A 24,138-nucleotide genomic window follows, 5' to 3' on the forward strand; every position below is an offset into this window, starting at 1 on the left:
CCCCACCTACGATGCGGTAGCCGCGGCGTTCAGTGGAGCTGCTGGACCTCGAACTGCATCCGCGGGTGGGCGATCGTCTCTTGGGCCTGCACGAGCTGGAGCTCGCGCTGGCCTGAGTCGAGGGTGAGCTGCAGCAGGTCGAAGACGCTCGACACGGTGCGACCCAGGGCCACGCCGGCGTCACCCGTCTCGAGCAGGTGAGCGGTGAACAGGGCCGCGGTCACGTCGCCGGACCCGTTGGCCTTCATCGGGAGCTGGGGCGTCTGGACGATCCATGCGTGATCCCCATCGACGGCCAACATCTCGATCGTGCCCTCGGGGCGGTCCGGGCGCAGCACCGACGTTACGAGCACCGTCGACGGACCCATCTCCCGCGCCTTCTCCACGGACGTGAACGTGTCCTCGAGCGACTCCGGTTCGGTCTCGGTGAGGTAGCCCAGCTCGAACTGGTTGGGCGTGATGAGGTCGGCCTGGGGCACGACGCGCTCACGCAACAGCACCGGGATTGCGGGGTGGACGAAGCAGCCCGACTTCGCATTGCCCATGACCGGGTCGCAGGCATAGATCGCCCTGGGGCTGGCCGCCTTGACCCGGGCGACGGCGTCGAGGATGACGTCGCCGATCTCCTCGCCGCCCTGATATCCCGAGAGCACCGCGTCGATCTCGGGCATCGCCTCGCGCTCCTCGATGCCGGTGATGACCTCGCGCACGTCGTCGGCGGCGAGCAGAGGGCCGCGCCAGGCGCCATAGCCGGTGTGGTTGCTGAAGTGCACCGTGTTGACCGGCCACACCTCGACACCGAGACGCTGCAGCGGGAAGACGGCGGCGCTGTTGCCGACGTGGCCGTAGGCGACCGAGGACTGGATGGAGAGGATCGTCGTCACGCGCGCCATCCTTCCACCTCGCCTTCACGTCCCTGAGATGCGTGTATGCCACCAGCTGCCGCGATTTACGCTGTCGGGTATGGCTCAAGCCTCAGCATCCACCGTCTCCGCGCTCGACCCCGCAGACATCGCCCGGGTCAGCGACCTCGCAGGCAGGGCCCGTGACGCGTCACGACGGCTCGCCCTGCTCAGCCGGGCCGACAAGGACGAGGCCCTGCGAGCCCTCGCCGATGCCCTCGACACGGCCACCGAGCAGATCGTCGAGGCCAACGCCGAGGACGTCGAACGCGGACGCGCTGGCGGAATGGTCGACGGGCTCATCGACCGGCTGACCCTCACACCCGAGCGGGTCGCCGCCGTGGCCGAGGCCGTGCGCGACATCGCTGCCCTGCCCGACCCGGTCGGTGAGATCGTGCGCGGCTCGACCCTGGCCAACGGCCTCCAGATCCGTCAGGTCCGCGTGCCCATGGGCGTCATCGGCATGATCTACGAGGCTCGGCCGAACGTCACCGTCGACGCGGCGGGCCTCGGGCTCAAGTCCGGCAACGCCGTGATCTTGCGCGGCGGATCGGCGGCGGAGTCGACCAACAAGGCACTCGTGGCCGTGATGCGGGGCGCCCTCGAAGCACAGGGCCTGCCGGCCGACGCCATCGGCCTCCTCGACGGAGGTCGCGACGCGGTGCGTGCGCTCCTCACGGCCCGCGGCCAGGTCGACCTCATCATCCCGCGCGGGGGAGCGGGGCTCATCCAGACCGTCGTCACCGAGTCGACCGTGCCCGTCATCGAGACCGGCGTCGGCAACTGCCACGTCTACGTCGATGCGGCCGCTGACCTCGACAAGGCGCTCGCGATCACGATCAACGCCAAGACCCATCGCCCGAGCGTGTGCAACGCCGCTGAGAAGCTTCTCGTCCACGCGTCGCTGGTCGAGGAGTTCCTGCCCAAGGTCCTCGCCGAGCTGTCGGGGGCAGGCGTCGTGCTCCACACGGATCCGGCGGCCGCAAGCACAGCGGACGCGGCCGGCATACCCCACGTCCCGGCGACGGACGAGGACTGGGACACGGAATACCTCGCCCTCGAGATGGCTGTCGCCGTCGTCCCGGATCTCGACGGGGCGCTGGCCCACATTCGCACGCACTCGAGCGGGCACACCGAGGCGATCGTCACCGAGGACCGAGCGGCGGCGCGGCGATTCACCACCGAGATCGACGCGGCCGCGGTCATGGTCAACGCGTCGACGCGGTTCACCGACGGCGGCGAGTTCGGGTTCGGCGCCGAGATCGGCATCTCGACCCAGAAGCTGCACGCCCGCGGCCCGATGGCGCTGCCCGAGCTGACGACGACGAAGTGGATCGTCGAGGGCGACGGCCAGATCCGCTGACGCCGATCGCTCAGCGCAACCCGAGTCGCTGGACGGCGTCGCTGGCGACGAGGAAACCGACGATGCCGAGCACCCAGCCGAGCATCTCGTCCTTGTTGCGCTGCAGCCAGCCGTGCACGCGCTCCAGGAGCGGCCCCACCCGGCGGTGGGCGACCAGGCGCAGTCCGAGCAGTACCAGTGCCGGAACCACCATCACGACGACGTATGCCGCCAGCAGGCCTGCGTTCCCGGCGAATCCCACTCCCGCGGTCGTGAGCAGACCGATGGCGGCGAGGTAGGGAAGCATGGAGGCCGCTTCGACGACTCCGGCTCCGATGGCGACCGTGGTCACGGTGCCCAGTGAGGCATCGGGGCCCGCTGCCCGCGAGGTCCAGCGCTCCATCCGGGTGGGCTGACCCATCCGTCGGGCCCGGCGAGCCTCACCACGCTTGCGGGTGAAGGCAAAACTCCCGGCAAACAGGGCTACCCCGACGACGAGCTGAACCCAGAGGAACGGGCGGGACGCGGTCACGTCGGCGACCGAGTCCGAGACGCCCTTGAGCACCTCGGCGCCGCCGAGCAGGACCAGGCCGAGCAGCCAGTAGAACCCGGCGATGACGCCGAGATACGTGAGGACGGCCGCCGTTCGAACCTTGGGCTGGACCAGCATCCACACCGGCACCCCAAGAGTGCCGAAACTCGTGCCGTCGATGAGCGCGAGCACGGCGAGACCGCCGAGCGCGGTGAGCTCCATGAATCCCCCTCCTGCTTTCCGCACAACTGCATCAGAACGTGTCCGCTCCAGTGAACCACAATCTGACACAGTCGTGCGAAAATAACCCCGTGCCCAAGATCGTCGACCACGACCAGCGTCGCGCCGAGCTCGGCGCCGCGGTCCGACGCGTCGTCGCGCGGGCCGGCGTCGCAGGCGCCACGGTGCGTGCCGTTGCGGCCGAGGCGGGTTGGTCGATGGGAGCTCTCCGCTACTACTTCAGGACCCAGGACGAGCTGCTCGACTTTGCCGTCGACGCCAGCCTCTCCGACATCCCGGTTCGCCTGCAGCGCATCCTCGACACGCAGGAGCCCGGTCCGGCCAGGGCGCAGGCCCTCATCGAGGAGATGCTGCCGCTCGACGAGGACCGACTCGCCGAGGTGCGGGTCTACCTCGCGTTCATGGCCCGGGTCCGCACCGAGGACGGGCGGCCCGGCCTGGCCGAGACTGCCTGGCACGGCGAACGTCACGTGTGTGCACTCGCGGTCGCCGACGCCACCGGTCTTGAGCGCCCGACCGAGGTCGGCGTCGTCCCCCCGCACCTCGTCGAGCTCGTGGATGACCTCCACGTGTTCGTCGACGGCCTGACGTTCCTCGGGGCGACGATCCCTGCGCAGCTCACGCCGGCGAGGGCACGAACCCTCCTGCGAGCCCGGCTCGACTCGCTCGCCGCATCCTGACGGCGGTCAGGAGTGGGTGGCGCGCGAGGCGCTCACCATCCCGTCCATGACGGCTTCGAGCCCGATGGCGAAGTCCTCTTCGGTCGGGGTGAAGTCGGGTCGTATGTCCCGGGCCGCAGCATCCATTCGGTGCAGTGACATCCCTTGGACGAAGCTCCACAGAGTGAGGGTCAACGAGCGCGCGAGGGTCGCGTCGGTCGTGATCGGCCTGAGTGCCGCCACCATCCAGTCCAGGCAGCGCGTGTCCGAGTAGTACCTCGGTGAGCTCACCGTGAGGATCATCCACGGATGGTCGCGATAGATGGCCCAGTCGAGGGTGGCCGCCAGGCGCACGGCTTCCCGCCACTCGGTCGGGGCAGGCTCCGGATAGGGGGCCGTCTCGACGATCGCGGCCGTCATCTGGGCGAGGAGCTCGTCCTTGTCCTTGACGTGTCGGTAGAGCGACATGACCCCGGCGTCGAGGTCGCTGGCCACACGTCGCATCGAGACGCCCTCAAGACCTTCGGCGTCGGCGATCCGCACGCCGGCCGCCACGATCTGGTCGCGCGACAGGGTGCGCGCAGGGCTCGGGGTTGACGTTCGCGATGACATGCGTACAGTGTACTCGTCACCATGCGTACGGCGTACGCATCACCGAACGAGAGAAGGCTGATGATGTCTGCAGATGTGGTGCCCGGTCGGGCGACGTGGCGCGAGTGGGCCGGACTCGCGCTGATGATCGGCCCGATCCTCATGGTGTCGATGGACGGGTCGATCCTCTTCCTCGCGATGCCACGCATCACCGAAGCCCTCGGGCCGTCGGCGAGTCAGCAGCTGTGGATCCTCGACATCTACGGCTTCCTCGTGGCGGGCCTGCTCATCACCATGGGTGCGATCGGTGATCGTCGGGGGCGCATCGCGCTGATGTGGATCGGTGCCTTGGTGTTCGGGCTGGCCTCCGTCATCGGCGCCATCTCGACCAGTCCCGAGATGCTGATCGCGGCTCGGGCACTCATGGGCATCGGCGGATCGACGCTGCTGCCTGCCTCTCTGGCGATCATCGGCACACTCTTCACGGACCCGCGTCAACGGAGCACGGCCATCGGGTTGTGGGCAGCGATGTTCGGCGCCGGTTTCGCCGCCGGACCGCTGGCCGGCGCCCTGCTCCTCGATCATTTCTGGTGGGGCTCGGTCTTCCTGGTCAACGTCCCCATCGTCCTGGCGTTCCTGGCACTGGCTCCGTTTCTCCTGCGTGAGCCCGCCCCCACGGCCGGTGCCGCAATCGACCCGATCAGTGTCGCCACATCGTTCGTGGGGATCCTGCTCGCCGTCCATGCCCTGAAGGGGGTCGCGACGCACGGCCTGCAGCCCAGCGCGATCCTCACGGGCATCGTCGGGGTCACGCTGCTCGTCGTGTTCGTCCGTCGACAGCGGGTGCTGAGCACCCCGCTGGTGAACTTCGCACTGTTCCGGGACCCGCACTTCTCGCTGGCGATCCTCGCCGCAGCCATGTCGGTGGCCTCGTATGCCGTGGCGTCCTATCTCGGAGGTGTCTACCTCCAGACGGTCCTGGGGCTGGGGATCGTGGCAGCTGGCCTCCTTGCCGTGCCGGTCGCTGTGACGACATTCGCCTTCTCCACCGGGACCGGTGCACTGGTGGCTCGCCTCAGTCCGCGAACTGTTCTGGCCAGTGCCTACGGCGCCATGGGTCTCGGGCTCCTCGTCCTGCTCCTCACCCGCGCCGACGGCAACGAGATCCCGTTCGTCGTGGGCACGGCGATCTCGGGCATCGGCTACGGGCTGGTCTTCGCGGTGGCCTCCGAGACCGCCGTGACCGCGGCACCACCGGAAGAGGCAGGGTCCGCAGCCGCGATCTCCGAGACGAGCTTCGAACTGGGACAGGCCTTGGGGCTGGCGTTGCTCGGATCCTTGGCGGCGCTGGTGTTCCGGTCGCTCGGCCCGGGTGTGGCCCCGACCCTCGACGGGACGCTCCTGCTGGTGGGGAGCACGGGTGAACGTGCGACCTCAGCCGTCTCGGCCTACATGACCGGGTTCCATGGAGCGGCGATCGTCGGAGGAGTCGTGAACCTCGTCCTGGCAGTCATCACGCTGCGCTGGCTGCCCCGAGCGCACTCGTCGTCCCGCATGTCCGAGAGGATCCTGCCGGTGTCCGAGGACGCACCGGGTCGATGACGCTGGCCGCCCCTGCCACCGGCGGTACCCGTGTCAGGGTTGGGGCTGCCCCGGGACATTCGACGACTCGAGCGAGTCGTGGGCGATGAAGTAGGTCGGCCGCGCCTGCATCGCGGCATACATCCGTCCGACGTACTCGCCGAGGATGCCCAGCGCCAAGAGCTGCACGGCACCGACCGCGGCCACGATGACCACGGTCGAGGTCCAACCGGGCAGGGCATGGCCAAGGACGCGAGCGAACACGGCATACACAAGAACGCCGACGGCGGCGACGCCGCCGAGCAGTCCGAGCCAGGTCGCGAAGCGCAGCGGCGCCAGCGAGAACCCGGTCACGGAGTCGACCGACAACCGGATCATCTTGGCGAGGGGGTACTTCGAGGTCCCGGCCGCACGCACTTCACGGGTGTAGCCCACGGAGGCAGACGGGAATCCCAGCGCGGGCACGACGAAACGCAGCACGCGGTTGTGCTCGGGCAGCGAGTTCACGGCGTCGACCGTCGCGCGCGACATGAGGCGGTAGTCGCCCGCGTCCACGGGAGCTTCGGTGCTGGCGAGCCGGCGGATGGTCTTGTAGAACAGCCGCGCCGAGCCACGCTTGAAGGCCGTGTCCGTCGACCGGTCCTCGCGCACGCCGTAGACCACGTCGACGTCATCCTCCTGAGCGATCCGCAGCATCTCGGGGATCACCTCGGGCGGGTCCTGCAGGTCGGCGTCAAGCGTGACGACGTAGTCGCCGCGGGCGCGCTGCAGCCCTGCCGAGATCGCGGCCTGGTGGCCGGCGTTGGCGCGCAACCGGACGATCCGCAGCTGAGGCCACTCGCGGCGCAGGCGCTCGAGAAGCACCGGGGTGGAGTCGCTGCTTCCGTCGTCGACGGCCACCACCTCGTAGGTCGACCCCATCCCGTCGGCGAGCGGGCGGAGGCGGTCGACCAACAGGGGGAGGACGGCCTCCTCGTTGAACATCGGGATGACGATGCTCACGGTGAGGGCTGGATCAGGCGCAGGCATGGGGTTCAGCGTAAGGGGCTCGTGCCTTCGCCACGTCCCGAGCGCGGCCAAGGCGCCGCCGAGCGCGGCCAAGACGCCGCCGAGGGCGGCCCAGACGCACCGAAGGCCCCCGATGTATGAGATCGGGGGCCTTCAGCGCCGGGGCTAGCCCTTATTCATGTGAGTCGGTCGTTCCCGACGGGCAGGGGCCCGACGAGGGGGCCACACGACAGTGGCGTCGTCCCGGCTGGACCGGGGCGAACTTCGACTCTGGCCGTCGGCCGCGGTGTGCCCCGCGATGTCGCTCGCGGTAAGGGTTACCCCCCACCCAGTCCCGGTTTCACCGGGGCCAGTGGCACAGCCGTTCTCCTTCGACCCGACTTCCACCCGTGCCCGAGGGCCAGGGCGGTTGTTCGTGGGTCCTTGTTTATCGCTGAAACCCCTTGTGGCGCAAGCGGATCAGCGACTTTCTCGCCAAGCGGCGACGCCCGCGCGTGTCGTCCACAGGCTGGGGGCCCTCGCCACGCTCCCATGCACAGCCCTGTGGACGACACCGGTGGACAACGAGGACGGTAGGCTGCGACCCATGACATCGCACGCTGCCCGTGTCCTCGCCGAGGAAGCCGCTCACCACGCCCTTCCTGCGCCTGCGTGGGCCTTCGCGGTCACCGCACTGGCGGCCTTTGCCCTGCTGCTCGCCCTGACCTGGGCCTTCCGTGGCAACGCGCAGAAGCACACGCCCGACAGTGAGCGCAACGATCACCACTCGACCGACCTGGCGCACGCGCACGGCGGCACGATGCACGACGAGGGTCACCACTGAGCGCTCCCCGTCGCCGTCTGGGCGTGATGGGTGGGACCTTTGATCCCATCCACCACGGCCACCTCGTGGCTGCCTCGGAGGTCCAGTCCCAACTCGGGCTCGACGAGGTCATCTTCGTGCCGACGGGGCAGCCGTGGCAGAAGGCCGAGCGCGTTGTCAGCGAGCCCGAGCACCGCTACCTCATGACCGTCGTCGCGACTGCGTCGAACCCGCGCTTCCAGGTGAGCCGCGTGGACGTCGACCGTGAAGGCCCCACCTACACGATCGACACGCTGCGGGACCTGCGCGCCCAGCACCCCGACGACGAGCTGTTCTTCATCACCGGCGCCGACGCTCTCGCCCAGATCCTGTCGTGGAAGGACATCGACGAGCTCTGGGACCTGGCGCACTTCATCGGGGTCACCCGCCCCGGCTACGAGCTGTCCGAGTCCGGGCTGCCGCAGGACCGTGTCACCCTTCAGGAGGTGCCGGCCATGGCCATCAGCTCCACCGACTGCCGGGAGCGGGTCGCCGACGGCGAGCCGGTCTGGTACCTCGTGCCGGACGGCGTCGTCCAGTACATCAACAAACACCATCTGTATGCCGCGGCGCAGGATGCGTCGACCGACGCACCTTCCGCAGCACCCAAGGAGTCTCGTGCCCGCCACTGACCGTTCCCTCGAGCTCGCTCGCGCCGCCGCCCACGCTGCGTCCGAGAAGCTTGCCACCACCATCGTCGGCATCGACGTGAGCGAGCAGCTCGCGATCACCGACATCTTCGTCATCGCCTCGGCCGAGTCAGAGCGACAGGTCGGCGCCATCGTCGACGAGGTCGAGGACTCGTTGCGCGCCATGGGGTCCAAGCCCGTGCGTCGCGAGGGCCAGCGCGACGGCCGATGGGTGCTCATCGACTTCGGCGACATCGTCGTCCACGTCCAGCACGACGACGAGCGCGAGTTCTATGAGCTCGAGCGTCTCTGGAAGGACTGCCCGGAGGTCGACCTCGGCGCGGTGGGCACGGAGCAGCGGGCCTGAGGGTGACCCTCGGCCCCAACGCCCGAATCATGGCTGTCGACCGCCCTCGCCGACTCATCGTGCTCAGGCACGGCGAGACCAGCCACAACGCTGCCGGCGTCTGGCAGGGGCAGCTCGACTCGCCCCTGTCCGAGCGTGGGCTGGCCCAAGCCGCTGCTGCGGCCGAGGCGCTCGCGGCCTTCACGCCCGTGCGCGTCGTCGCCTCCGACCTGTCCCGAGCGGCAGTGACGGGCGAGACGGTCGCGCGCGTGGACGGCATACCCTTCTGCACCGACGAACGCTTCCGCGAGATCCACGCGGGTGCCTGGCAGGGGCTCACGGGTGATGAGGTCCGCGAGGGCTACCCCGAGGACATGGACAAGCTCCTGCGCGGCGAGGACTTCAAGCGCGGCGGCCACGGTGAGTCGGTCGCCGACGTCGCCGTGCGGTGCCGGGCCGGGGTCGACGCCCTGCTCGACGATCTCGAGTCGGGGGAGTGCGCCGTCATCGCCACCCACGGCGTTGCGGGTCGCGCGCTCGCGGCGGACCTCGTCGGCATCGACCAGCGCACGTCGTGGATCGCCCTCGCTGGCCTCGGCAACTGCCACTGGGTCGAGCTCCTCGAAGGTCGGGCCGGATGGCGGATCCAGACCTGGAACCATTCGGCCAGCACTGCAACGGCGCGGGATTTCGGCGTTGCGTGACCCCGATTTGGTTGCACGGTAGGGCTCGTCGTAAACTTCCGCAGTCGCCTTCGGGGGACGTCCCACCGGGGCAACTCGGGGCATTGGCGCAGTTGGTAGCGCGCTTCCATGGCATGGAAGAGGTCAGGAGTTCGAATCTCCTATGCTCCACCGAAGATGAAGGGCCAGGCGCAGGTCGCCTGGCCCTTCTCGCATTTCAGGTGCGTCTGCCCGCTGACGGAGGACACTCGAGCCATGGGCGCAGAACCTGGACCCGCAGAGTCGCCGCGACCCCGTCCGGAGCTGTCGACGATGCTCGCCACCGAGCACTGGAGCCTGCTCGGCACCCGGTCGATGACGTGGAGCGAGATCATGAGCAGGATCTCGATCCTGCTCACCGTGATGTCGGCGTTCCTCGTCGTCCTCGCGCTGTTTGCCCAGGGTGTCGGCTTCGACCGGTCGCTGCTGCCGCTCGCGATCGGGTTCGCATCCGCCACGCTCGTCATGGGCAGCCTCACCGCGCTCCGGGTGACGCTGGCCAGCCAGGAGGACGCACAGCTGATCCGGGGGATGAACCGGTTGCGGGCGGCCTACGTCGACCTGGCCCCGGAGATCGCGCCCTACCTCACCGCGTCGACGCGCGACGACCGGGCGGGCCTCATGGCGACCTACACGTTGGGCAGTCGGAGGTCCTTGGTCGTGCACATCGTCGGGTCCACGACGTTCTTCGTCATCGTCATCAACACCCTGGTGGCCGGCGCGTTGGGTGCGCTGGTCGGAGCGGCCAGCGTGGAGTCGACCTGGGTGACGCTGCTGAGTGGCGTCGGCGCGGGGTTGGCGTGGTTCGGCCTGCAGCTCAAGGTCACGAGGCGCCTGTTCGGGCAACCGCTGCGCGACGTGCGCTTCCCCTCGGAGGACTGACCAGAGGCCGGGCACCAAGGGCGGCAAAGGGGTGGTCCGTCGAACCGCGCACGCGCAGCAGGGCGTTGCCAGACGTCGTTTGCCGCCTTCCGTGCCCGGTCCGACGGCACCCATGGCATGGGTCGCGCGCGAATCATTCACGCCTTGTCGCCGGGACCGCCCTTGGCGAGGAACTTCGGGCCCTACGACCCTGCTCGAAGACGGATGGCGAGAGCTTGGTGCCGGTCGGAAACGTGCTCGATGCGATCACCGGGTTGGTCCTGACGGTCCTCGTGCCCTGACCGGATCAGACCGGCCAGACGCCCGACGTGCCTCGACGGTGCGAGTCGAGCAGGTGTGTGTCGACGATGCCGAGCGCCTCCATGAGCGCAAACATCGTCGTGGGGCCGACGAAGGCAAAACCCTTGCGCTTCAGCCCCTTCGAGAGTGCGATCGACTCGGGCGAGGTGGTCGGCACGTCGGCGTACGTCTTCGGCCGTGGTGTGTCCGTTGGCTGGAAGGACCACACGTAGGCCGCGAGGTCACCGTCGGGCTCGTCGCGCAGTGCCAGCGTGGCCCGCGCATTCTGGATCGTCGCGAGGACCTTCGCCCGGTTGCGGACGATGCCGGCGTCGGCCATGAGACGTTCGATGTCGTCGTCCCCGAACTCGGCGACTGCTTCGGGGGAGAAGTCCGCGAACGCCTCGCGGAAGTTCGGGCGCTTGCGCAGGATCGTCGCCCAGGACAGCCCCGACTGGAAGGCCTCGAGCGAGAGGCGCTCGAAGACACCGCGCTCGTCTCGCACCGGCATACCCCACTCGGTGTCGTAGTAGTCCCGCAGCATCGGGTCGACGGACGCCCACACGGGACGCGGCAGGCCGTCGTCACCGACGACGATCTCGCTCACGCGATGTCCTGCCGAGCGGCCACGACGGCCTCGACGAACTCGTGCGCGTCGTCGACCGAGACCCCGAGGCGGCCGCGGCGGTGCACGACCGTCGCCATGGGTCCGCCGACGCGATAGGCCCACTTGCCGCGACCCTCCCAGCGCACGCCCCAGCCGTGGCCGAAACCGTTGACGTGGTCGCCGGCTCCCACGTCGGTGATGTCCGACATGGAGATCCGGCGTGAGAGGACGGGATAGCCGACCGTGACGGCACGATCCGTGACGGTGACCGTGACCGGCCCCTTGGCGACGAGCCAGCCGAGGCCGACGAGGGCGAGGATGACGACGAGTCCAAGGGCGATGGACCATCCGCCCATGGCGGCGACGACGAGTCCGACGAGGACACCGACGGCGGCAACGATCGCACCGACGACGACCAGCGGCTTGGCGGGACGGGCGACGGACCGGTACCTGGGGGCCCCCAGCGCGGTCGGGTCGGACATGTCAGGCCTTCCTCAAGGTGATGAGCGGAATCTCGGGCGCTGCGGCGACGCGCACGGGCGGCCCCCACGTGCCGGCACCGCGGCTCGTGAAGACGGGGACGCCGTCGATCACGGCGAACCCCTCCACCATGGGCTGTTGCAGCGGGACGAACCACTCGAAGGGCCAGACCTGACCGCCGTGGGTGTGTCCGGAGAGTTGCAGGTCGACGCCGAGGTTCTGTGAGTCCTGCGCCACTCGGGGCTGGTGTGCGACATAGAGCGTGAACGCGTCAGACGTGCCCGCGAGTGCCCGCTGCGGGTCCGGAGCGAACTCGCCGGTGCCCTCGTGGTCGTGCACGCCGGCGATCGTGATGGTCTCGCCGTCACGGGTGATGAGCTCGGACGTGTTGGTGAGCACGGTGATGCTGAGGCGCTTCCACTCGGCCACCCATTGCGCGGTCGACCCCGTGTAGATCTCGTGGTTGCCGGTCACGGCGAAGACGCCGAGCGGGGCCTCGAGGTCGGCCAGCGGCGCGATCTCGGTGCGGTGCCGGTCGTAGGGCGCGTCCACGACGTCGCCGCTGAGGACGATGATGTCGGGCTTGGCCGCGTTGACCCGGTCGACGACCTTCTGGGTGAAGTCGGCGCCGTGAACGACACCGGCATGCAGATCGGTGAGGAGGGCAACGGTTGTGCCGTCGAAGGCCTGCGGGAGGGACGCCGACATGTGCGTCGTCCTGGTGATCGTGGGTGTGGCTGCCGCCACGACGCCGTATGCCGTCGTGCCGAGTGCCGCTGCCGTCACCAGGACCGCCGTGGCCCGGTTGACACGCCGGAGCACCGTGCCGCGCTGCTCGCGAGCGGCGACGAGCCACGTGATGAGCGCCAACAGCTGCCCCGCAGCCAGGCCGAGGACGAGGTACAGGGCGACGACGAGCCACGTGAGCCCCAGCCATGCCACGAGCCGGGTGTCATCGGCCGTGCCCCAGCGCAGTCCGCCCGCAAGGGCGACCACAGCGAGAGCCGTCAGGGCCACGAGAACAGCCGTCACGGCATACCTCCACGGCGTCGCCCATCCCGGCGCGACGACAAGGCGACGGTGCAACCAGAGGGTCAGCAGACCGACGACTGTCACGGCGACGAGGGCAAAGAGGGCCACGCAGAAGTCCTGAACATTGGCGGGGTCGTGATGGAGGCCTCATGCTGCCACGGTGCGAGGACAGCCCCATCCGTGGTCTCATGGTGGCTCCGTTTCGCTGCCCACACGGGAGTTCCCTCGATGAAGAGCCTCCACGTCGACGTCCTCATCGTCGGCGCCGGCCTCTCCGGCGTGGGCGCAGCCTGCCGGCTCACCCAACTCAATCCGGACCGGTCGTTCGCGGTCCTGGAGTCGCGTGAGGAGAGCGGTGGCACGTGGGATCTGTTCCGCTATCCCGGGGTCCGCTCCGACTCGGACGTCTACACGTTCAGCTACCCGTTCCGCCCGTGGACGGGCTCGGACGTGCTCGCCTCGGGGGAGTCGATCCGGGACTACATCCGTGACACCGCCAGTGAGTTCGGCGTCGAGGAGCGGATCCACTACGAGCAGCGCGTCATCGCGGCGGGATGGTCCTCGGGAAGCGGGCGCTGGACGGTCAAGGCCGAGACCGTCGAGGGTCTCGTCGAGCACACCGCGTCGTTCCTCTACATCTGCACCGGCTACTTCTCCTACGACACCGGTCACGTCGTCGACTTCCCGGGACGGACAGCGTTCGACGGGCCGATCATCCACCCGCAGTTCTGGCCGACGGCGTTCAATGCCCACGGCAAGCGCATCGTCGTCATCGGCTCCGGTGCCACGGCTGTCACGCTGGTTCCGGCGCTCGTGGAGGAGGGCGCGGCCCACGTGACGATGCTCCAGCGCAGCCCCACCTACATCCTGCCGCTGCCGGGCAAGGACGCCGTCGGCAACGGGTTGCGTCGGGTCCTTCCGGCGCGGGCCGCGCATCGAGCCATCCGCGCCAAGAACATCGTCCAGAACGTCGGCCTGTTCGAGGCGAGCCAGCGCTTCCCGGGTGCTGTCCGCAAGGGGATCGCCCGGCTCAACGCGCGCTTCGTCGGCTCGGACGCGGTGCGGGAGCACTTCACCCCGACCTATGACCCGTGGGACCAGCGCATGTGCGTCGTCCCCGACGGTGACTTCCTCGCGGCGGTCCGTGACGGCTCGGCCTCGGTCGTGACGGACAGGGTGGACGAGTTCACCCGCACCGGCATCCGGCTCTCGAGCGGTGAGGAGCTCGAGGCCGACGTGGTGATCACGGCGACCGGTCTGCGGATCGAGGTGGCCGGCGGCATCACCTTCACCATGGACGGGGAGACCTTCGCTCCGAACGAGCGCTTCTTCTACAAGGGTGCGATGTTCGGAGGAGTGCCCAACCTCGCCGTGTGCCTGGGCTACACCAACAACTCGTGGACGCTCCGGGCCGATCTGACCTCCCGCTTCGTGTGCGCCGTGCTCGCGCGCATGACGCAGACGGCTTCGGCCACGGCGACGCCCCTGCTGGAGGAGGGAGTCGAGGCGGGCGTGCCGCCGTTCCAGCTGTCGTCGGGCTACCTCCGCCGTTCGCGGCACCTCTTCCCCAAGCAGGGCATGACGAAGCCGTGGACCGTGCGTCAGAACTACTTCCACGACCTGCGGCTGATGTCAGCGCGCCGGGTTGACGACGGCTCGCTCGAGCTGGAGCCCCTCACGGTGCGGCCTCCCGTCGAGGTGGGTCGCTGAGGCGGAGGGACACTGACACCAGTCGTTCCTAGACTGGTGGCATGAGCCTCACCATCGGTGCCCACGTCGACCAGACCGACCCCCTCGCCGAAGCCGCCGCGCGCGGCACGACGCTGGTCCAGTTCTTCCTCGGTGATCCTCAGGGATACAAGGGACCAGAGATCCGGTATGCCGGGGGAGCGGCCGGTCTGCGCGCGGACGCCGAGTCCGCTGGGGTCGCGCTGTACGTCCACGCGCCCTACATCATCAACGTGGCGACGACGAACAACCGGATCCGCATCCCGTCCCGCAAGCTCCTCCAGCAGCACGTCGACGCCGCCGCCGAGATCGGAGCCAAGGGGCTCATCGTCCACGGTGGTCACGTCGGCAAGACCGACGACCCGGAGGTCGGTTTCGACAACTGGCGCAAGGCGATCGAGGCCACCGACCTCAAGTTGCCGCTGTTGTTGGAGAACACGGCAGGTGGCGACAACGCCATGGCGCGCTACCTCGAGCGCATCGCCAAGGTGTGGGATGCCATCGGCTCGGCCTCGCAGGCGGACCAGGTCGGCTTCTGCCTCGACACCTGCCACGCCCACGCCGGCGGCAACAAGCTCGACACGGTCGTCGATGACATCCTCGCCATCACCGGCCGCATCGACCTCGTCCACTGCAACGACAGCCGTGATGCGTTCGACTCGGGTGCTGACCGGCACGCCAACTTCGGCGCGGGTCAGATCGATGCCGACCTGCTGGCGGGCGTTGTTCGCTCGGCTGGAGCGCCGGTCGTGTGCGAGACACCAGGTGGTGCCGAGGAGCACCAGGCCGACTTCGCCTGGCTGCGCGAGCGCCTCTGAGCACGCTGCTCGGCGAGCGGTCTCACAGCCAGCGGCGGACCCGCCGGGCGTAGTCGTCGTACTCACTGCCGAACTCCCGCGACAGGAACTTCTCCTCCGGGAGGATGGCGCCCCAGAGCACGAGGCCGGCCGCGATTGGGGTCGCCAGGAGGGCCCACGCAGACGGGATGAGGAGAGCCAGCCCGACGTACAGCGCGAGCATGCCGACGTAGAGGGGGTTGCGCGACACGGCGAACGGGCCAGAGCTCATGATCGTTCGGGTCGCCTGGCCCGGCAGGAGACCGGTGCGGTGACGCTGGAAGAGCACGAGCGCCCAGCCATTCCACAAGGCGAAGACCGCGACGAGCCCCCAGCCGAGCGGAACCCGCCAGCCACCCAGCGTGAAGGGATCGCCGGCCAGCCACGTGAGCAGTGCACCCGCCACCAGGGGGATGCCCATGGCGACGGGAGGCCACAGGTGAAAGGGAACAACTCCGGCTGAGTCAGGACTGACTCCGTCTGGCGCCGCCATGGAGCGAGCATAGGACGGCTGGGATACTTGCCACAGACCCCGCAAGAGGAGACCTGGTGACACTCAGTGCCGCATCTGTCCGGCCGACGACCCCTGCGCCCCCTCGAGAGTTGACCCGTCCACCCCGGCTCATGGCCGGTGACCGCGTCGTCGTCGTGTCGCCGAGTGGTCCGTCAGCGGCGGACCGGCTCGCCACAGGTGTCGCGATGCTTCGGGACTGGGGCCTCGAGGTGGAGGTCGCGCCGAGCGCGGGGGAGCGCTCTGACCGGTTCTCCTACCTGGCCGGCGATGACGAGGCACGGGCACGGGACCTGCAGGGGGCATGGTGCGACCCGTCGGTGGCCGCGGTGCTCTGCGCCCGTGGCGGTTACGGCGTGCAGCGGATGCTCGAGCACCTCGACTGGGATGAGATGCGCGCCGCCGGGCCGAAGGTGCTGGCGGGCTACAGCGACATCACCGCCCTGCACTCGGCGATCGCGACCCAGCTCGGCCTGGTCAGCCTGCACGCGCCGATGGTGGCTACGGAGGTGTTCGTCAACGACGAGAGCAGTGCCGAGCACCTGCGGCGCACACTCTTCGAGCCCGAGGAGACGCAGACGCTGACCTCGGAAATTGCGCGTCCACTGGTCACCGGCCAAGCACGCGGTGTGACCGTCGGTGGGTGCCTCAGCCTGCTCGCAGCGGAGATGGGGACACCCACGGGTCACCCCTCGGCAGCCGGGGCGATCCTCCTGCTCGAGGACGTCGACGAGAAGGCGTACCGGCTCGATGGCTATCTGACCCACCTGCTCCGTTCTGGGTGGCTCGAAGGCGTCGCCGGGGTGGCGGTCGGTTCTTGGCAGGGCTGCGAACCGGTCGAGGAGCTGGTGCGTGATCGCCTGGGCGGACTCGGGGTGCCGATCCTGTGGGACCTGGGGTTCGGCCACTGCGGGAGCACCCTCACCGTGCCGTTGGGCGTCACGGTGACGCTTGACGCCGACGCGGGCACGCTGGTGCTGGACGACCCCGCCCTCGTCTGACCCGCACCTGCGTCTTCGTGCCCTTCCCGGACAGGCCACGCTGCGGTCTGGTGGATCCTGATCTGCGGGGTCACAATGGCTCATGGCCCTGCAGCGCCCGACTCGAACCGGGATGGTCTTCCCCGACCTCCGCGGTGATGGCCGCTCGCTTCGTGCAACCTGGCACCAGGAGCAGCAGGTCGTCGTCCTCTCGCTCTGGCGCAACAACGTCTGCGTCAGCACCTTCCGGCTCGCAGCCGACGAGGTGCCCGACCTCATCGCCCTGCTCCGCCTCGGGCTCGACGAGGCGTACGACGCCGCCCGCGAGCGGATCGAGCGCATCGAACGGCCCTCCCAAGCGGGCTGATGCCGGCGTCGGAATCACCGAGGGGCCGAACGTCGGGTTCTCAGGTGAGGTCTGACGCCAGGTCCGCACCACGTCGCTGCAGGGCGACGTGGCAGGCGACCTGTGAGCCGGTCCCGCCCGCCAGCACTGCGACGTCCTGGGTTCGGCACTGCCTGGAAAGGCCCAACGACTCCGCCTCGCCCGAGGCGAGCACCTGGCAGCGGACGTGGAATCGGCAGCCGCCTGGGATGCGCGTCGGGTCCGGGGGCTCGCCGGTGAGGACGACCGGGTCCCCACCCTCGGGCAGCACGGACAGCAGCGCCTGCGTGTAGGGATGCTCCGGCGCGGTGAGGATCTTCTCGACCGGACCGGTCTCGACGATGCGGCCGAGATACATGACGGCGACGCGGTCGGCAATGTTCCAGGCGAGGCCCAGGTCGTGCGTCACCACGAGTGCCGCGAGTCCCAGGTCGTCACGCAAGCCCAGCAGCAGAGACAGGATCTCGCCCCGCACCGACGCGTCCAGCGAGGCCACCGGCTCGTCCGCAATGATCACCGCGGGATCGAGCACGAGCGCGCCAGCAATGACGACCCGTTGCCGTTGGCCACCCGACAACTCGTGCGGGTAGCGCAGGAAGAAGCGCTCGGGAGGTCGCAAACCCGCCCGCGAGAGCGCATCCGCCACGCGCTCGGGCTCGTTGACCGCCTCGCCGTGGATGCGAAGCCCTTCGGCGACCGCCTCGTAGACGGTGTGGCGCGGGTTGAGTGAGCCGCTCGGGTCCTGCAGCACGAGCTGCGCCTCGCGCCGGTAGGCCTTGAGCGCCTTGCCCGAGTAGCTCAGCGGCATCCCGCGATAGGCCACCTCGCCCGACGTGGGTCGCTGCAGGCCGAGGAGGGTGCGCGCCAGCGTGGTCTTGCCGCACCCCGACTCCCCGACGAGGGCGACGATCTCGCCCGCATGGACGTCGAGGTTCACGCCGTCGACGGCGCGAGCGGGTCGCCCGCCCCGACGCCCCGGGAACTCCACATGGAGATCCCTGGCCGACAGGAGCGGCTCGCGATCGCTGGTCATCGCGCCACCTTGTCTTGGGTCTGTATGCCGTGTGCCTGGCCTTGGGTGAGCGACTCGCCTTCGTCCGGGAGGACGAGAATGCACGCCGCGTCGTGGGCTTGGTCGCTCTCTCCGGCGGGCCACAGCTGCGGGTCGACCACGTCGCACGCGTCACGACGCAACTCACAGCGTGGATGGAACGAGCACCCCCTGGGGAGGGACTCCGGGTCGGGCGGGTCACCGGCGAGGCCGCGGGGCCGCAGCCGCGAGGCCGGGTCGCCGACGGTCGGGAAAGCATCCGCCAGCGCCGCGCTGTAAGGGTGCTTGGCTCGTTTGTGCACCTCGTCCGCAGGGCCCACCTCGACGACGCGGCCGGCATACATGATGGCCAACCGATCGCAGACGTCGGCGAGCACCGACAGGTCGTGGCTGATCATGAGCAGGCTGATGCCCGACCGGGCCACGAGGTCGTCGATCAGTCCCAGGATCTGGGCCTGGATCATCACGTCGAGAGCGGTTGTCGGCTCGTCGGCGATGATCAGGTCGGGGCGACAGGCGAGGGCCATGGCGATCATGACCCGCTGGCGCTGCCCACCCGAGAGCTCGTGCGGATAGGCACGTGCGCGAGCGGGCGGCATACCCACTTCGTCGAGCAATTGGGCCACCCGGCGGGTGGCCTCGGCCTCGCCGACCTTCTCGTGGAGCAGGATCGGCTCGGCGATCTGGTCACCGATCGTGTGGACCGGGTTGAGGGAGTGCATCGCGCCCTGGAAGACGATCGAGGCGTCGGCCCATCGCACGGCGCGCAACCGTCCCCAGTTCATGCCGAGGAGGTCCTCACCGTCGAGGAGGACCCGCCCGCTGACGGTGGCCGTGGGTGGCAGCAGGCGCAGCAGCGCCAGCGCGAGCGTCGACTTGCCCGATCCGGACTCGCCGGCAACGCCGAGCTTCTCGCCGCGGGCCAGCTCGAGGTCGACGCCGCGCACGGCCGGCACCTCACCACCTTGGGTGCGGTAGGTGACGCTCAGTCCCTCCAGGGACAGCAGGGGAGCACTCATTTGCCAGTCCTCAGTCGGGGGTTGAGCACGCCTTCGATCGCGCGACCACAGAGCGTGAAGGCCAGTGCCACCAGAGCGATCGCGATGCCGGGCGGGAGGATGTACCACCACATGCCCGAGCTCACGGCGCCCACGTCGCGGGCGGCCTGGATGGTGCTGCCCCACGACGGGATCGTCGGGTCGCCCAGGCCGAGGAACGCGACGGTCGACTCGGTGAGGATCGCGCCGGCGACCATCAGGGTGGTCTGCGCCAGGACGATCGGCATGACGTTGGGCAGGACGTGTCGGGTCATGACGTGCCAGTGCCCGCCGCCCAGCGCGCGAGCCCGTTCGATGTAGGGGCGCGCCTCGACGGCCAGGGTCTGCGCCCGGACCAGTCGTGCGGTCGTCGGCCACGAGGTGACGCCGATGGCGATGATGATCGTCGACATGCTGCGACCCAGGACGGCGGCCAGAGCGACCGCCAGCACCAGGGTGGGCATGACGAGGAACCAGTCCGTGATCCGCAACAGCACTGCCGACGGCCAGCCGTGGAAGTGGCCGGCGAGGATGCCGATGAGACCACCCAACGCGATGGAGATGAACGTCGCGGCGAAGCCCACGGTGAGTGACACCCGTGACCCCCACAACACGAGGTCGAGCACCGAGCGACCCGACCGGTCCGTGCCGAGCAGGAACTCGCCGCTCGGTGGTTGGAGCGGCTCGCCGGGGGGACGGGTGACGCTCAGTGCATCCTCACCCACCAGCAACGGGACCAGCAGCGCCGACAGGACGAAGAGCGCCAGGACCGCCAACCCGAAGAGCCCGGCCCGGTTGCGGCGGTACTCCTTCCAGAAGGAGGTGACTGCCCGGTGCCGGCGGGCCCAGGCGAGTTGGCGCGGACTGGCCGTCGCTGTACCCGCACTCACGGTCGCACCCGCGGGTCGATGACGGGGTAGAGCAGGTCGGAGATGAGGTTCATGAGGATTACCGTCGCGGAGAAGATGACGAACAGGCCCTGCACCAGCGGGAGGTCCGGCACGCTGAGCCCTTCGTAGAACAGCTTGCCCAGCCCGGGCCACGAGAAGACCGTCTCGACGAGCACGGCCCCGAAGAGCACGAACCCGACATTGATGAACACGAGCGTCATGGTCGGCAGCAGCGCGTTCGGGACCGCATGTCGGCGCTTGACCTCGCTGTCGCGCAGGCCCTTGGCGCGGGCGGTCACGAGGTAGTCCGACCCCATCTCGTCGAGGAGCGAGGACCGCATCACCATGAGGTATTGCGCATAGACGACGGCGACGAGCGTCACGAGGGGGAGCACCATGTGGTGCGCGACGTCGAGGACGGCCGCAAACCCCTCCACACCGGGAGTCTTCATCCCCGCCGTCGGGAACCACCCGAGCCCGGAGCCGAAGACCACGATGAGGATGAGGCCGAGCCAGAAGCTCGGCACCGACCACAGAGTCAGCGCGACCCCGGTGTTGACCCGGTCGGCCGTGCTGCCGTGCTTCCACGCCCCCTGCACGCCCAGCCAGAAGCCGAGCAGGGTGGACACGAGGAGACTGGCGCCGACGAGCAACACAGTCGGCCCGAGCCGTTCTCCCACCATGCTCAGCACCGGCCGGTTGTACTGGAACGACTCGCCGAAGTCGAAGCGCAGCACCCCCAGCAGGTAGCTCACGAACTGCTCGAGCAGCGGCTTGTCGAGCCCGAACTCGCGCGCGAGCGCCACCTTCTGCTCGATGGTCACCGGCCGCCCGTGGGTCATGACGCGCACCGGGTCGCCCGGCACGATCCGGAACAGGAAGAAGCTGGTGAAGATCACCGCGAGTAGCGAGACCGCCGCTCCGAGGAGCCTTTCTCCGATGTATGCCGCGGTGCGGCGTATGCCGTCACGGTCGCGTTTGTCGAGGTCACCCGGCACACCGGCGGGCTGGTCCCGCACCTCATCCTCGAGGTGCGGGACCAGGCCGCCTGGGACGATCTCCGCCATTCGGGCTATTCCCGCTCGTCCGCAGCGGCGCCACCGCGGCGTCGGATGAGGAAGAACCCTCCGGCCAGTGCGGCGAGGACACCGGCACCGACACCGAGGACCATGCCGTTGCCGCCACCACTGGATTCGGCGGTCGGCGTGGCACCGGCGGGGGTCGCCGACCACCAACTCCAGTAGCCGTCCTGGCTGTCGTAGTTGCCGCCCGGATCCGGCTGCGGCGTCATCTTCGCGATGACGTCGCTGCGGAACGCCTCGAGCTGGTCGGCGTAGCCCCAGACCACGAAGACGTTGTCCTTGTAGAGGACCTTCTGCATCTCCTTGACGATTCCGGCCCGCTTGGTCGGGTCGAGCTCGGCGAGCTGCTGGTCGTAGAGCTTGTCGTACTCCGGGTTGCAGTAGTACGCGTCAGAGAGGTAGGGCCCGCCCATCTTCGCCGGCAAGCCGGAGCACTTGTTGATCCCGAGGATGTAGTCGGGGTCAGGGTTGACGCTCCAGCCGGTGGTGAGGATGTCGTAGGTCCCGGCATCGAGCAGGGCACCGACCTCGGAGACGGGCTCGACCTTGAGCTCCATCCCCGCTTCCTTGGCCCACTCGCGCATCATCTCGGCGGCCTGGACGTACTGAGGCGTGTCGTTGTGCACGTTGAAGCGGAAGGACAGCTTCTGGCCGCCCTTGGCGCGTATGCCGTCGGACCCCTTCACGTATCCGGCGCCGTCGAGCAGCTGGTTGGCCTTCGCGATGTCGAAGTCGATGCGCTCGGCGTCGGTGGGCTCCCAGTGGTAGTCCTTGTAGCGGGACGGGATCTCACCACCGTTGGCCTCACCGAAGCCGCCATAGGCCGTCTTGTAGATGGCCTCGCGGTCGATCGTGCGCACGAGGGCTTCGCGGACGACCGGGTCCTTGAGCGCCTTGTTGCCGTCGCCGAACTCGGTGCCGTCCTGGAGCTTGGCTCCCGGGTTGATCGTGATGGCCTGGAAGCGCTTGCCCTTGGCCTTGTTGACTGTGATGTTGTCGACGGACTCCAGGGATGTCGCCTGGGCCGAGGTCAGACCCGCAACGAAGGAGACCTCGCCGGCCTTGAGTGCCTCGACCTGCGCGTCAGGGTCGTCGATGTGGCGGAAGACGAGCTTGTCGAACTTGGGAGCGCCCCGCCAGAACTTCTTGTTCGGGACGAGGGTGATCGCGTTGTTGACCTCGTACTTGCTGAGGATCCAGGGCCCGTCCCCGACGATGGGGAACTTCTTGTCGTTGTTGAACTTGGAGAAGTCGCCGGCGTTCTCCCACTCGTGCTTCGGAAGGATCGGCACGTCGAGGGCGAGCATCGTCGCCTGAGGGGCCTTGAGCTTGATGACCAGGGTGTGCGGGTCGGGCGCCGCGACGCTCTCGAAGTTCTCGACGAAGTTGCCGTTCGCGGTGGCGGCGGCCTCGTCCTTCATCATGGTGTCGAAGGTCCAGCGCGCATCTTCCGCTGTGACGGGCTTGCCGTCGGTCCAGTTGGTCTCACGGATCTTGTAGGTCCACGTGAGTCCATCGGTGGACGTGTCCCACGACTCGGCAAGTCCCGGAACGGTCTTGCCGGTCTTCGGGTCGTAGTTGGTGAGGAAGTCGTACATGAGGCGGCCCAGGGCAGTCGTGATGCGACGCACGGCCAGGAACGGGCTCAGCGAGTCGACTTCCTGGGAGACGGCCACGGTGAGGGTCGTCTCCTTGTCCGGTGTGTCCGCCTGGGCCCCGGCGCCTCCGAAGAAGAGGGCAACGAGCAACCCGAGGGTGCCCAGGACCCCCACCACGGCTCGGTGCCTGTGGCGTCCGGCTCGCGGGTACGGGCTCGTGCCCACCTGACTGTGCCTCGATGTCTCCATCGCTGTTCCCTCATTCTTTTGGACGACGCTGTCTCTGGCGATAGCCGGGCTACCCCCCGGGCCCACGCTAAGGCAATAAGTTGCTGACTGTGCGGTACCAACGTGACTTTTCTCCCGACTCGGGCGGAATATACCCCCGCGGGGTACCGTTCGAACAGTTGTGACAGACCACAGCGCCCTCGGCGACCACGGCGACCACTCCGGGTACCTGAGTCAGGCCCCCGGCGGCCCTGGTCTCTGGTCCCAGGCGATCAGCGCCACCCTGCACTGCCTCACGGGGTGCGCCATCGGGGAGGTCTTGGGGCTCGCGATCGGGGCAGCTCTCGGACTGTCGAATCTCGCGACCATCGTCCTGGCCGTCCTGCTTGCCTTCGTCTTCGGTTACGCCCTGACGATCGCGCCGGTCCTGCGCGCCGGGTTGCCTCTGGGGGCAGCCCTGGGAGTGGCCTTCGCAGCCGACACCGTCTCGATCTCGGTCATGGAGATCATCGACAACGCGATCGTGCTCGTGGTGCCGGGAGCAATGGATGCAGGGCTGGCTTCCTGGCTGTTCTGGGGGTCCCTGGTCTTCGCGCTCGCGGTGGCCTTCGTCGTGACCGTGCCAGTGAACCGGTGGCTCATCGCGCGAGGCAAGGGCCATGCCGTCGTCCACCAGTTCCACCATTGAACGAGAACCGCTGTCCTGCAACGTGTTTCGCAGTCGACCACCCAAGGAACCGTCGAAGACGGGACCCGATTTGGCGTTGGGCTGAACGTCATCTAATGTTCTCGATGTCAGCCCGACAGGGAGGAACGGACACCACGGTGTGAGGCCTTGTGCCAAGCACGACGTAGGCCGGTCCCGGGGCAGACCCCAACAGCTCGAAGCGGCGGAACCGTCGTGAGCAGTGCGACGCCCTCGGGGGTCGTGGTTGGGAGGTTTCATCCAGTCCAGGTCGCCGAAACGGCGGGTTTGGGAAGCGGCCGAGAGGCTGCTAGGATGAACACCCCGCGAAGATCCAAGCGTGATCAGATCCGGGCCGTTCGATGAACGGCTCACCGGATTTGACTCCCAAGTGTGGCCGTGGGTAAGTTTGGAGAGTTGCCCTGGAGTCTGGCCCGGATGGGTTGGGTGATGG

26 protein-coding genes and 1 tRNA gene are annotated in these 24,138 nt (G+C 68.7%); 14 read left to right on the forward strand and 13 right to left on the reverse strand.

Going from position 1 to position 24,138, the window contains the following annotated elements; genetic code table 11:
- Nucleotides 1–29: 29 nt before the first annotated feature.
- Nucleotides 30–884, reverse strand: coding sequence for a pyridoxal kinase PdxY (pdxY, locus tag ACFQRE_RS09645; protein WP_380121577.1), 855 nt, complete (start codon nucleotides 882–884; stop codon nucleotides 30–32).
- A 79-nt stretch (nucleotides 885–963) separates the two neighbouring features.
- Between pdxY and ACFQRE_RS09650 the strand changes: the two genes are divergently transcribed.
- A complete protein-coding gene (locus ACFQRE_RS09650) occupies nucleotides 964–2,265 on the forward strand; it encodes a glutamate-5-semialdehyde dehydrogenase (protein WP_380121579.1) in 1,302 nt (433 codons plus the stop codon).
- Between the two features lie 10 nt (nucleotides 2,266–2,275).
- Here ACFQRE_RS09650 and ACFQRE_RS09655 read toward each other — a convergent pair whose 3' ends face one another.
- A complete protein-coding gene (locus ACFQRE_RS09655; RefSeq protein ID WP_380121581.1) occupies nucleotides 2,276–2,998 on the reverse strand; it encodes a GAP family protein in 723 nt (240 codons plus the stop codon).
- Between the two features lie 89 nt (nucleotides 2,999–3,087).
- Between ACFQRE_RS09655 and ACFQRE_RS09660 the strand changes: the two genes are divergently transcribed.
- Complete coding sequence (locus tag ACFQRE_RS09660; protein WP_380121583.1) at nucleotides 3,088–3,696, forward strand: TetR/AcrR family transcriptional regulator; 609 nt, start codon at nucleotides 3,088–3,090, stop codon at nucleotides 3,694–3,696.
- Nucleotides 3,697–3,702: 6 nt separating this feature from the next.
- Here ACFQRE_RS09660 and ACFQRE_RS09665 read toward each other — a convergent pair whose 3' ends face one another.
- Nucleotides 3,703–4,287 carry a TetR/AcrR family transcriptional regulator gene (locus ACFQRE_RS09665; RefSeq protein ID WP_380121585.1) on the reverse strand — a complete coding sequence of 195 codons (585 nt, stop codon included), beginning with the start codon at nucleotides 4,285–4,287 and terminating at the stop codon, nucleotides 3,703–3,705.
- Between the two features lie 63 nt (nucleotides 4,288–4,350).
- On the opposite strand from ACFQRE_RS09665, the gene ACFQRE_RS09670 reads away from it, so the two are divergent.
- Complete coding sequence (locus tag ACFQRE_RS09670; RefSeq protein WP_380121587.1) at nucleotides 4,351–5,868, forward strand: MFS transporter; 1,518 nt, start codon at nucleotides 4,351–4,353, stop codon at nucleotides 5,866–5,868.
- 33 nt (nucleotides 5,869–5,901) lie between these two features.
- On the opposite strand, the gene ACFQRE_RS09675 is transcribed toward ACFQRE_RS09670, so the two are convergent.
- Nucleotides 5,902–6,876 (reverse strand): glycosyltransferase family 2 protein, encoded by a 975-nt coding sequence (locus ACFQRE_RS09675; RefSeq protein ID WP_380121589.1) that lies wholly within the window; start codon nucleotides 6,874–6,876, stop codon nucleotides 5,902–5,904.
- Nucleotides 6,877–7,441: 565 nt separating this feature from the next.
- Here ACFQRE_RS09675 and ACFQRE_RS09680 point away from each other — a divergent pair.
- The 6 genes from ACFQRE_RS09680 (at nucleotide 7,442) to ACFQRE_RS09705 (ending at nucleotide 10,275) form a co-directional block, all read left to right on the forward strand.
- On the forward strand, nucleotides 7,442–7,678 hold the full coding sequence (locus ACFQRE_RS09680; protein ID WP_009778376.1) for a hypothetical protein: 237 nt from the start codon (nucleotides 7,442–7,444) through the stop codon (nucleotides 7,676–7,678).
- Complete coding sequence (gene nadD, locus ACFQRE_RS09685; protein WP_380121650.1) at nucleotides 7,675–8,328, forward strand: nicotinate-nucleotide adenylyltransferase; 654 nt, start codon at nucleotides 7,675–7,677, stop codon at nucleotides 8,326–8,328. Before ACFQRE_RS09680 ends, nadD begins: the two co-directional genes overlap by 4 nt.
- A complete protein-coding gene (gene rsfS / locus ACFQRE_RS09690; RefSeq protein ID WP_380121592.1) occupies nucleotides 8,315–8,692 on the forward strand; it encodes a ribosome silencing factor in 378 nt (125 codons plus the stop codon). The genes nadD and rsfS overlap by 14 nt, the downstream gene beginning before the upstream one ends.
- A gap of 29 nt (nucleotides 8,693–8,721) precedes the next feature.
- Nucleotides 8,722–9,375: a histidine phosphatase family protein gene (locus ACFQRE_RS09695; RefSeq protein ID WP_380121594.1), complete on the forward strand. Its 654-nt coding sequence runs from the start codon at nucleotides 8,722–8,724 to the stop codon at nucleotides 9,373–9,375.
- 77 nt (nucleotides 9,376–9,452) lie between these two features.
- A tRNA-Ala gene (locus tag ACFQRE_RS09700) sits at nucleotides 9,453–9,525 on the forward strand.
- Between the two features lie 84 nt (nucleotides 9,526–9,609).
- Nucleotides 9,610–10,275 (forward strand): hypothetical protein, encoded by a 666-nt coding sequence (locus tag ACFQRE_RS09705; protein ID WP_380121597.1) that lies wholly within the window; start codon nucleotides 9,610–9,612, stop codon nucleotides 10,273–10,275.
- Between the two features lie 286 nt (nucleotides 10,276–10,561).
- On the opposite strand, the gene ACFQRE_RS09710 is transcribed toward ACFQRE_RS09705, so the two are convergent.
- Genes ACFQRE_RS09710 through ACFQRE_RS09720 form a run of 3 tightly spaced genes read right to left on the reverse strand, consistent with a single transcriptional unit; the run spans nucleotide 10,562 to nucleotide 12,781 of the window.
- Nucleotides 10,562–11,161, reverse strand: coding sequence for a DNA-3-methyladenine glycosylase I (locus tag ACFQRE_RS09710; protein ID WP_380121599.1), 600 nt, complete (start codon nucleotides 11,159–11,161; stop codon nucleotides 10,562–10,564).
- The gene (locus ACFQRE_RS09715; protein WP_380121601.1) at nucleotides 11,158–11,643 is read right to left on the reverse strand and encodes a hypothetical protein; all 486 of its coding nucleotides are present in this window, start codon (nucleotides 11,641–11,643) and stop codon (nucleotides 11,158–11,160) included. Before ACFQRE_RS09715 ends, ACFQRE_RS09710 begins: the two co-directional genes overlap by 4 nt.
- Before the next feature lies 1 nt (nucleotide 11,644).
- On the reverse strand, nucleotides 11,645–12,781 hold the full coding sequence (locus ACFQRE_RS09720; RefSeq protein WP_380121604.1) for a metallophosphoesterase: 1,137 nt from the start codon (nucleotides 12,779–12,781) through the stop codon (nucleotides 11,645–11,647).
- A 120-nt stretch (nucleotides 12,782–12,901) separates the two neighbouring features.
- Between ACFQRE_RS09720 and ACFQRE_RS09725 the strand changes: the two genes are divergently transcribed.
- Together ACFQRE_RS09725 and ACFQRE_RS09730 are read left to right on the forward strand one after the other, a co-directional pair.
- Entirely contained in the window at nucleotides 12,902–14,383 is a 1,482-nt protein-coding gene (locus ACFQRE_RS09725) for a flavin-containing monooxygenase (RefSeq protein ID WP_380121606.1), read from the forward strand.
- Between the two features lie 41 nt (nucleotides 14,384–14,424).
- Entirely contained in the window at nucleotides 14,425–15,219 is a 795-nt protein-coding gene (locus ACFQRE_RS09730) for a deoxyribonuclease IV (protein ID WP_380121608.1), read from the forward strand.
- A gap of 22 nt (nucleotides 15,220–15,241) precedes the next feature.
- Here the strand turns inward: ACFQRE_RS09730 and ACFQRE_RS09735 are convergent, their stop codons facing one another.
- Nucleotides 15,242–15,730, reverse strand: coding sequence for a methyltransferase family protein (locus ACFQRE_RS09735; RefSeq protein ID WP_380121610.1), 489 nt, complete (start codon nucleotides 15,728–15,730; stop codon nucleotides 15,242–15,244).
- 110 nt (nucleotides 15,731–15,840) lie between these two features.
- Between ACFQRE_RS09735 and ACFQRE_RS09740 the strand changes: the two genes are divergently transcribed.
- Nucleotides 15,841–16,749: a S66 peptidase family protein gene (locus ACFQRE_RS09740; protein WP_380121612.1), complete on the forward strand. Its 909-nt coding sequence runs from the start codon at nucleotides 15,841–15,843 to the stop codon at nucleotides 16,747–16,749.
- An 82-nt stretch (nucleotides 16,750–16,831) separates the two neighbouring features.
- A complete protein-coding gene (locus tag ACFQRE_RS09745) occupies nucleotides 16,832–17,095 on the forward strand; it encodes a hypothetical protein (protein ID WP_380121615.1) in 264 nt (87 codons plus the stop codon).
- A gap of 40 nt (nucleotides 17,096–17,135) precedes the next feature.
- On the opposite strand, the gene ACFQRE_RS09750 is transcribed toward ACFQRE_RS09745, so the two are convergent.
- The 5 genes from ACFQRE_RS09750 to ACFQRE_RS09770 are packed head-to-tail and all read right to left on the reverse strand — an operon-like array spanning nucleotide 17,136 to nucleotide 22,948.
- A complete protein-coding gene (locus ACFQRE_RS09750; protein ID WP_380121617.1) occupies nucleotides 17,136–18,146 on the reverse strand; it encodes an ABC transporter ATP-binding protein in 1,011 nt (336 codons plus the stop codon).
- A complete protein-coding gene (locus ACFQRE_RS09755; protein WP_380121620.1) occupies nucleotides 18,143–19,183 on the reverse strand; it encodes an ABC transporter ATP-binding protein in 1,041 nt (346 codons plus the stop codon). The genes ACFQRE_RS09750 and ACFQRE_RS09755 overlap by 4 nt, the downstream gene beginning before the upstream one ends.
- Nucleotides 19,180–20,091 carry an ABC transporter permease gene (locus ACFQRE_RS09760; RefSeq protein WP_380121622.1) on the reverse strand — a complete coding sequence of 304 codons (912 nt, stop codon included), beginning with the start codon at nucleotides 20,089–20,091 and terminating at the stop codon, nucleotides 19,180–19,182. The genes ACFQRE_RS09755 and ACFQRE_RS09760 overlap by 4 nt, the downstream gene beginning before the upstream one ends.
- Nucleotides 20,088–21,158, reverse strand: coding sequence for an ABC transporter permease (locus ACFQRE_RS09765; RefSeq protein WP_380121624.1), 1,071 nt, complete (start codon nucleotides 21,156–21,158; stop codon nucleotides 20,088–20,090). Before ACFQRE_RS09765 ends, ACFQRE_RS09760 begins: the two co-directional genes overlap by 4 nt.
- Nucleotides 21,159–21,163: 5 nt before the next feature.
- On the reverse strand, nucleotides 21,164–22,948 hold the full coding sequence (locus ACFQRE_RS09770; protein WP_380121626.1) for an ABC transporter substrate-binding protein: 1,785 nt from the start codon (nucleotides 22,946–22,948) through the stop codon (nucleotides 21,164–21,166).
- A 232-nt stretch (nucleotides 22,949–23,180) separates the two neighbouring features.
- On the opposite strand from ACFQRE_RS09770, the gene ACFQRE_RS09775 reads away from it, so the two are divergent.
- Nucleotides 23,181–23,687, forward strand: coding sequence for a DUF4396 domain-containing protein (locus tag ACFQRE_RS09775; protein ID WP_380121629.1), 507 nt, complete (start codon nucleotides 23,181–23,183; stop codon nucleotides 23,685–23,687).
- The last annotated feature ends 451 nt before the right edge of the window (nucleotides 23,688–24,138 follow it).

Origin of the sequence: Knoellia pratensis (assembly GCF_042666395.1) — a bacterium.
Classification (GTDB): Bacteria; Actinomycetota; Actinomycetes; order Actinomycetales; family Dermatophilaceae; genus Knoellia; species Knoellia pratensis.

Excerpts from the sequence above, each read along its gene's own strand:
- ACFQRE_RS09670 (WP_380121587.1), top strand. The coding sequence starts at position 4,351 with ATGTCTGCAGATGTGGTGCCCGGTCGGGCGACGTGGCGCGAGTGGGCC.
- ACFQRE_RS09755 (WP_380121620.1), bottom strand. The coding sequence starts at position 19,183 with ATGAGTGCTCCCCTGCTGTCCCTGGAGGGACTGAGCGTCACCTACCGC.
- ACFQRE_RS09650 (WP_380121579.1), top strand. The coding sequence starts at position 964 with ATGGCTCAAGCCTCAGCATCCACCGTCTCCGCGCTCGACCCCGCAGAC.
- ACFQRE_RS09730 (WP_380121608.1), top strand. The coding sequence starts at position 14,425 with ATGAGCCTCACCATCGGTGCCCACGTCGACCAGACCGACCCCCTCGCC.
- ACFQRE_RS09750 (WP_380121617.1), bottom strand. The coding sequence starts at position 18,146 with ATGACCAGCGATCGCGAGCCGCTCCTGTCGGCCAGGGATCTCCATGTG.
- ACFQRE_RS09680 (WP_009778376.1), top strand. The coding sequence starts at position 7,442 with ATGACATCGCACGCTGCCCGTGTCCTCGCCGAGGAAGCCGCTCACCAC.
- ACFQRE_RS09705 (WP_380121597.1), top strand. The coding sequence starts at position 9,610 with ATGGGCGCAGAACCTGGACCCGCAGAGTCGCCGCGACCCCGTCCGGAG.
- ACFQRE_RS09745 (WP_380121615.1), top strand. The coding sequence starts at position 16,832 with ATGGCCCTGCAGCGCCCGACTCGAACCGGGATGGTCTTCCCCGACCTC.
- ACFQRE_RS09665 (WP_380121585.1), bottom strand. The coding sequence starts at position 4,287 with ATGTCATCGCGAACGTCAACCCCGAGCCCTGCGCGCACCCTGTCGCGC.
- ACFQRE_RS09655 (WP_380121581.1), bottom strand. The coding sequence starts at position 2,998 with ATGGAGCTCACCGCGCTCGGCGGTCTCGCCGTGCTCGCGCTCATCGAC.
- ACFQRE_RS09765 (WP_380121624.1), bottom strand. The coding sequence starts at position 21,158 with ATGGCGGAGATCGTCCCAGGCGGCCTGGTCCCGCACCTCGAGGATGAG.
- ACFQRE_RS09715 (WP_380121601.1), bottom strand. The coding sequence starts at position 11,643 with ATGTCCGACCCGACCGCGCTGGGGGCCCCCAGGTACCGGTCCGTCGCC.
- ACFQRE_RS09695 (WP_380121594.1), top strand. The coding sequence starts at position 8,722 with ATGGCTGTCGACCGCCCTCGCCGACTCATCGTGCTCAGGCACGGCGAG.
- ACFQRE_RS09725 (WP_380121606.1), top strand. The coding sequence starts at position 12,902 with ATGAAGAGCCTCCACGTCGACGTCCTCATCGTCGGCGCCGGCCTCTCC.
- ACFQRE_RS09675 (WP_380121589.1), bottom strand. The coding sequence starts at position 6,876 with ATGCCTGCGCCTGATCCAGCCCTCACCGTGAGCATCGTCATCCCGATG.
- ACFQRE_RS09735 (WP_380121610.1), bottom strand. The coding sequence starts at position 15,730 with ATGGCGGCGCCAGACGGAGTCAGTCCTGACTCAGCCGGAGTTGTTCCC.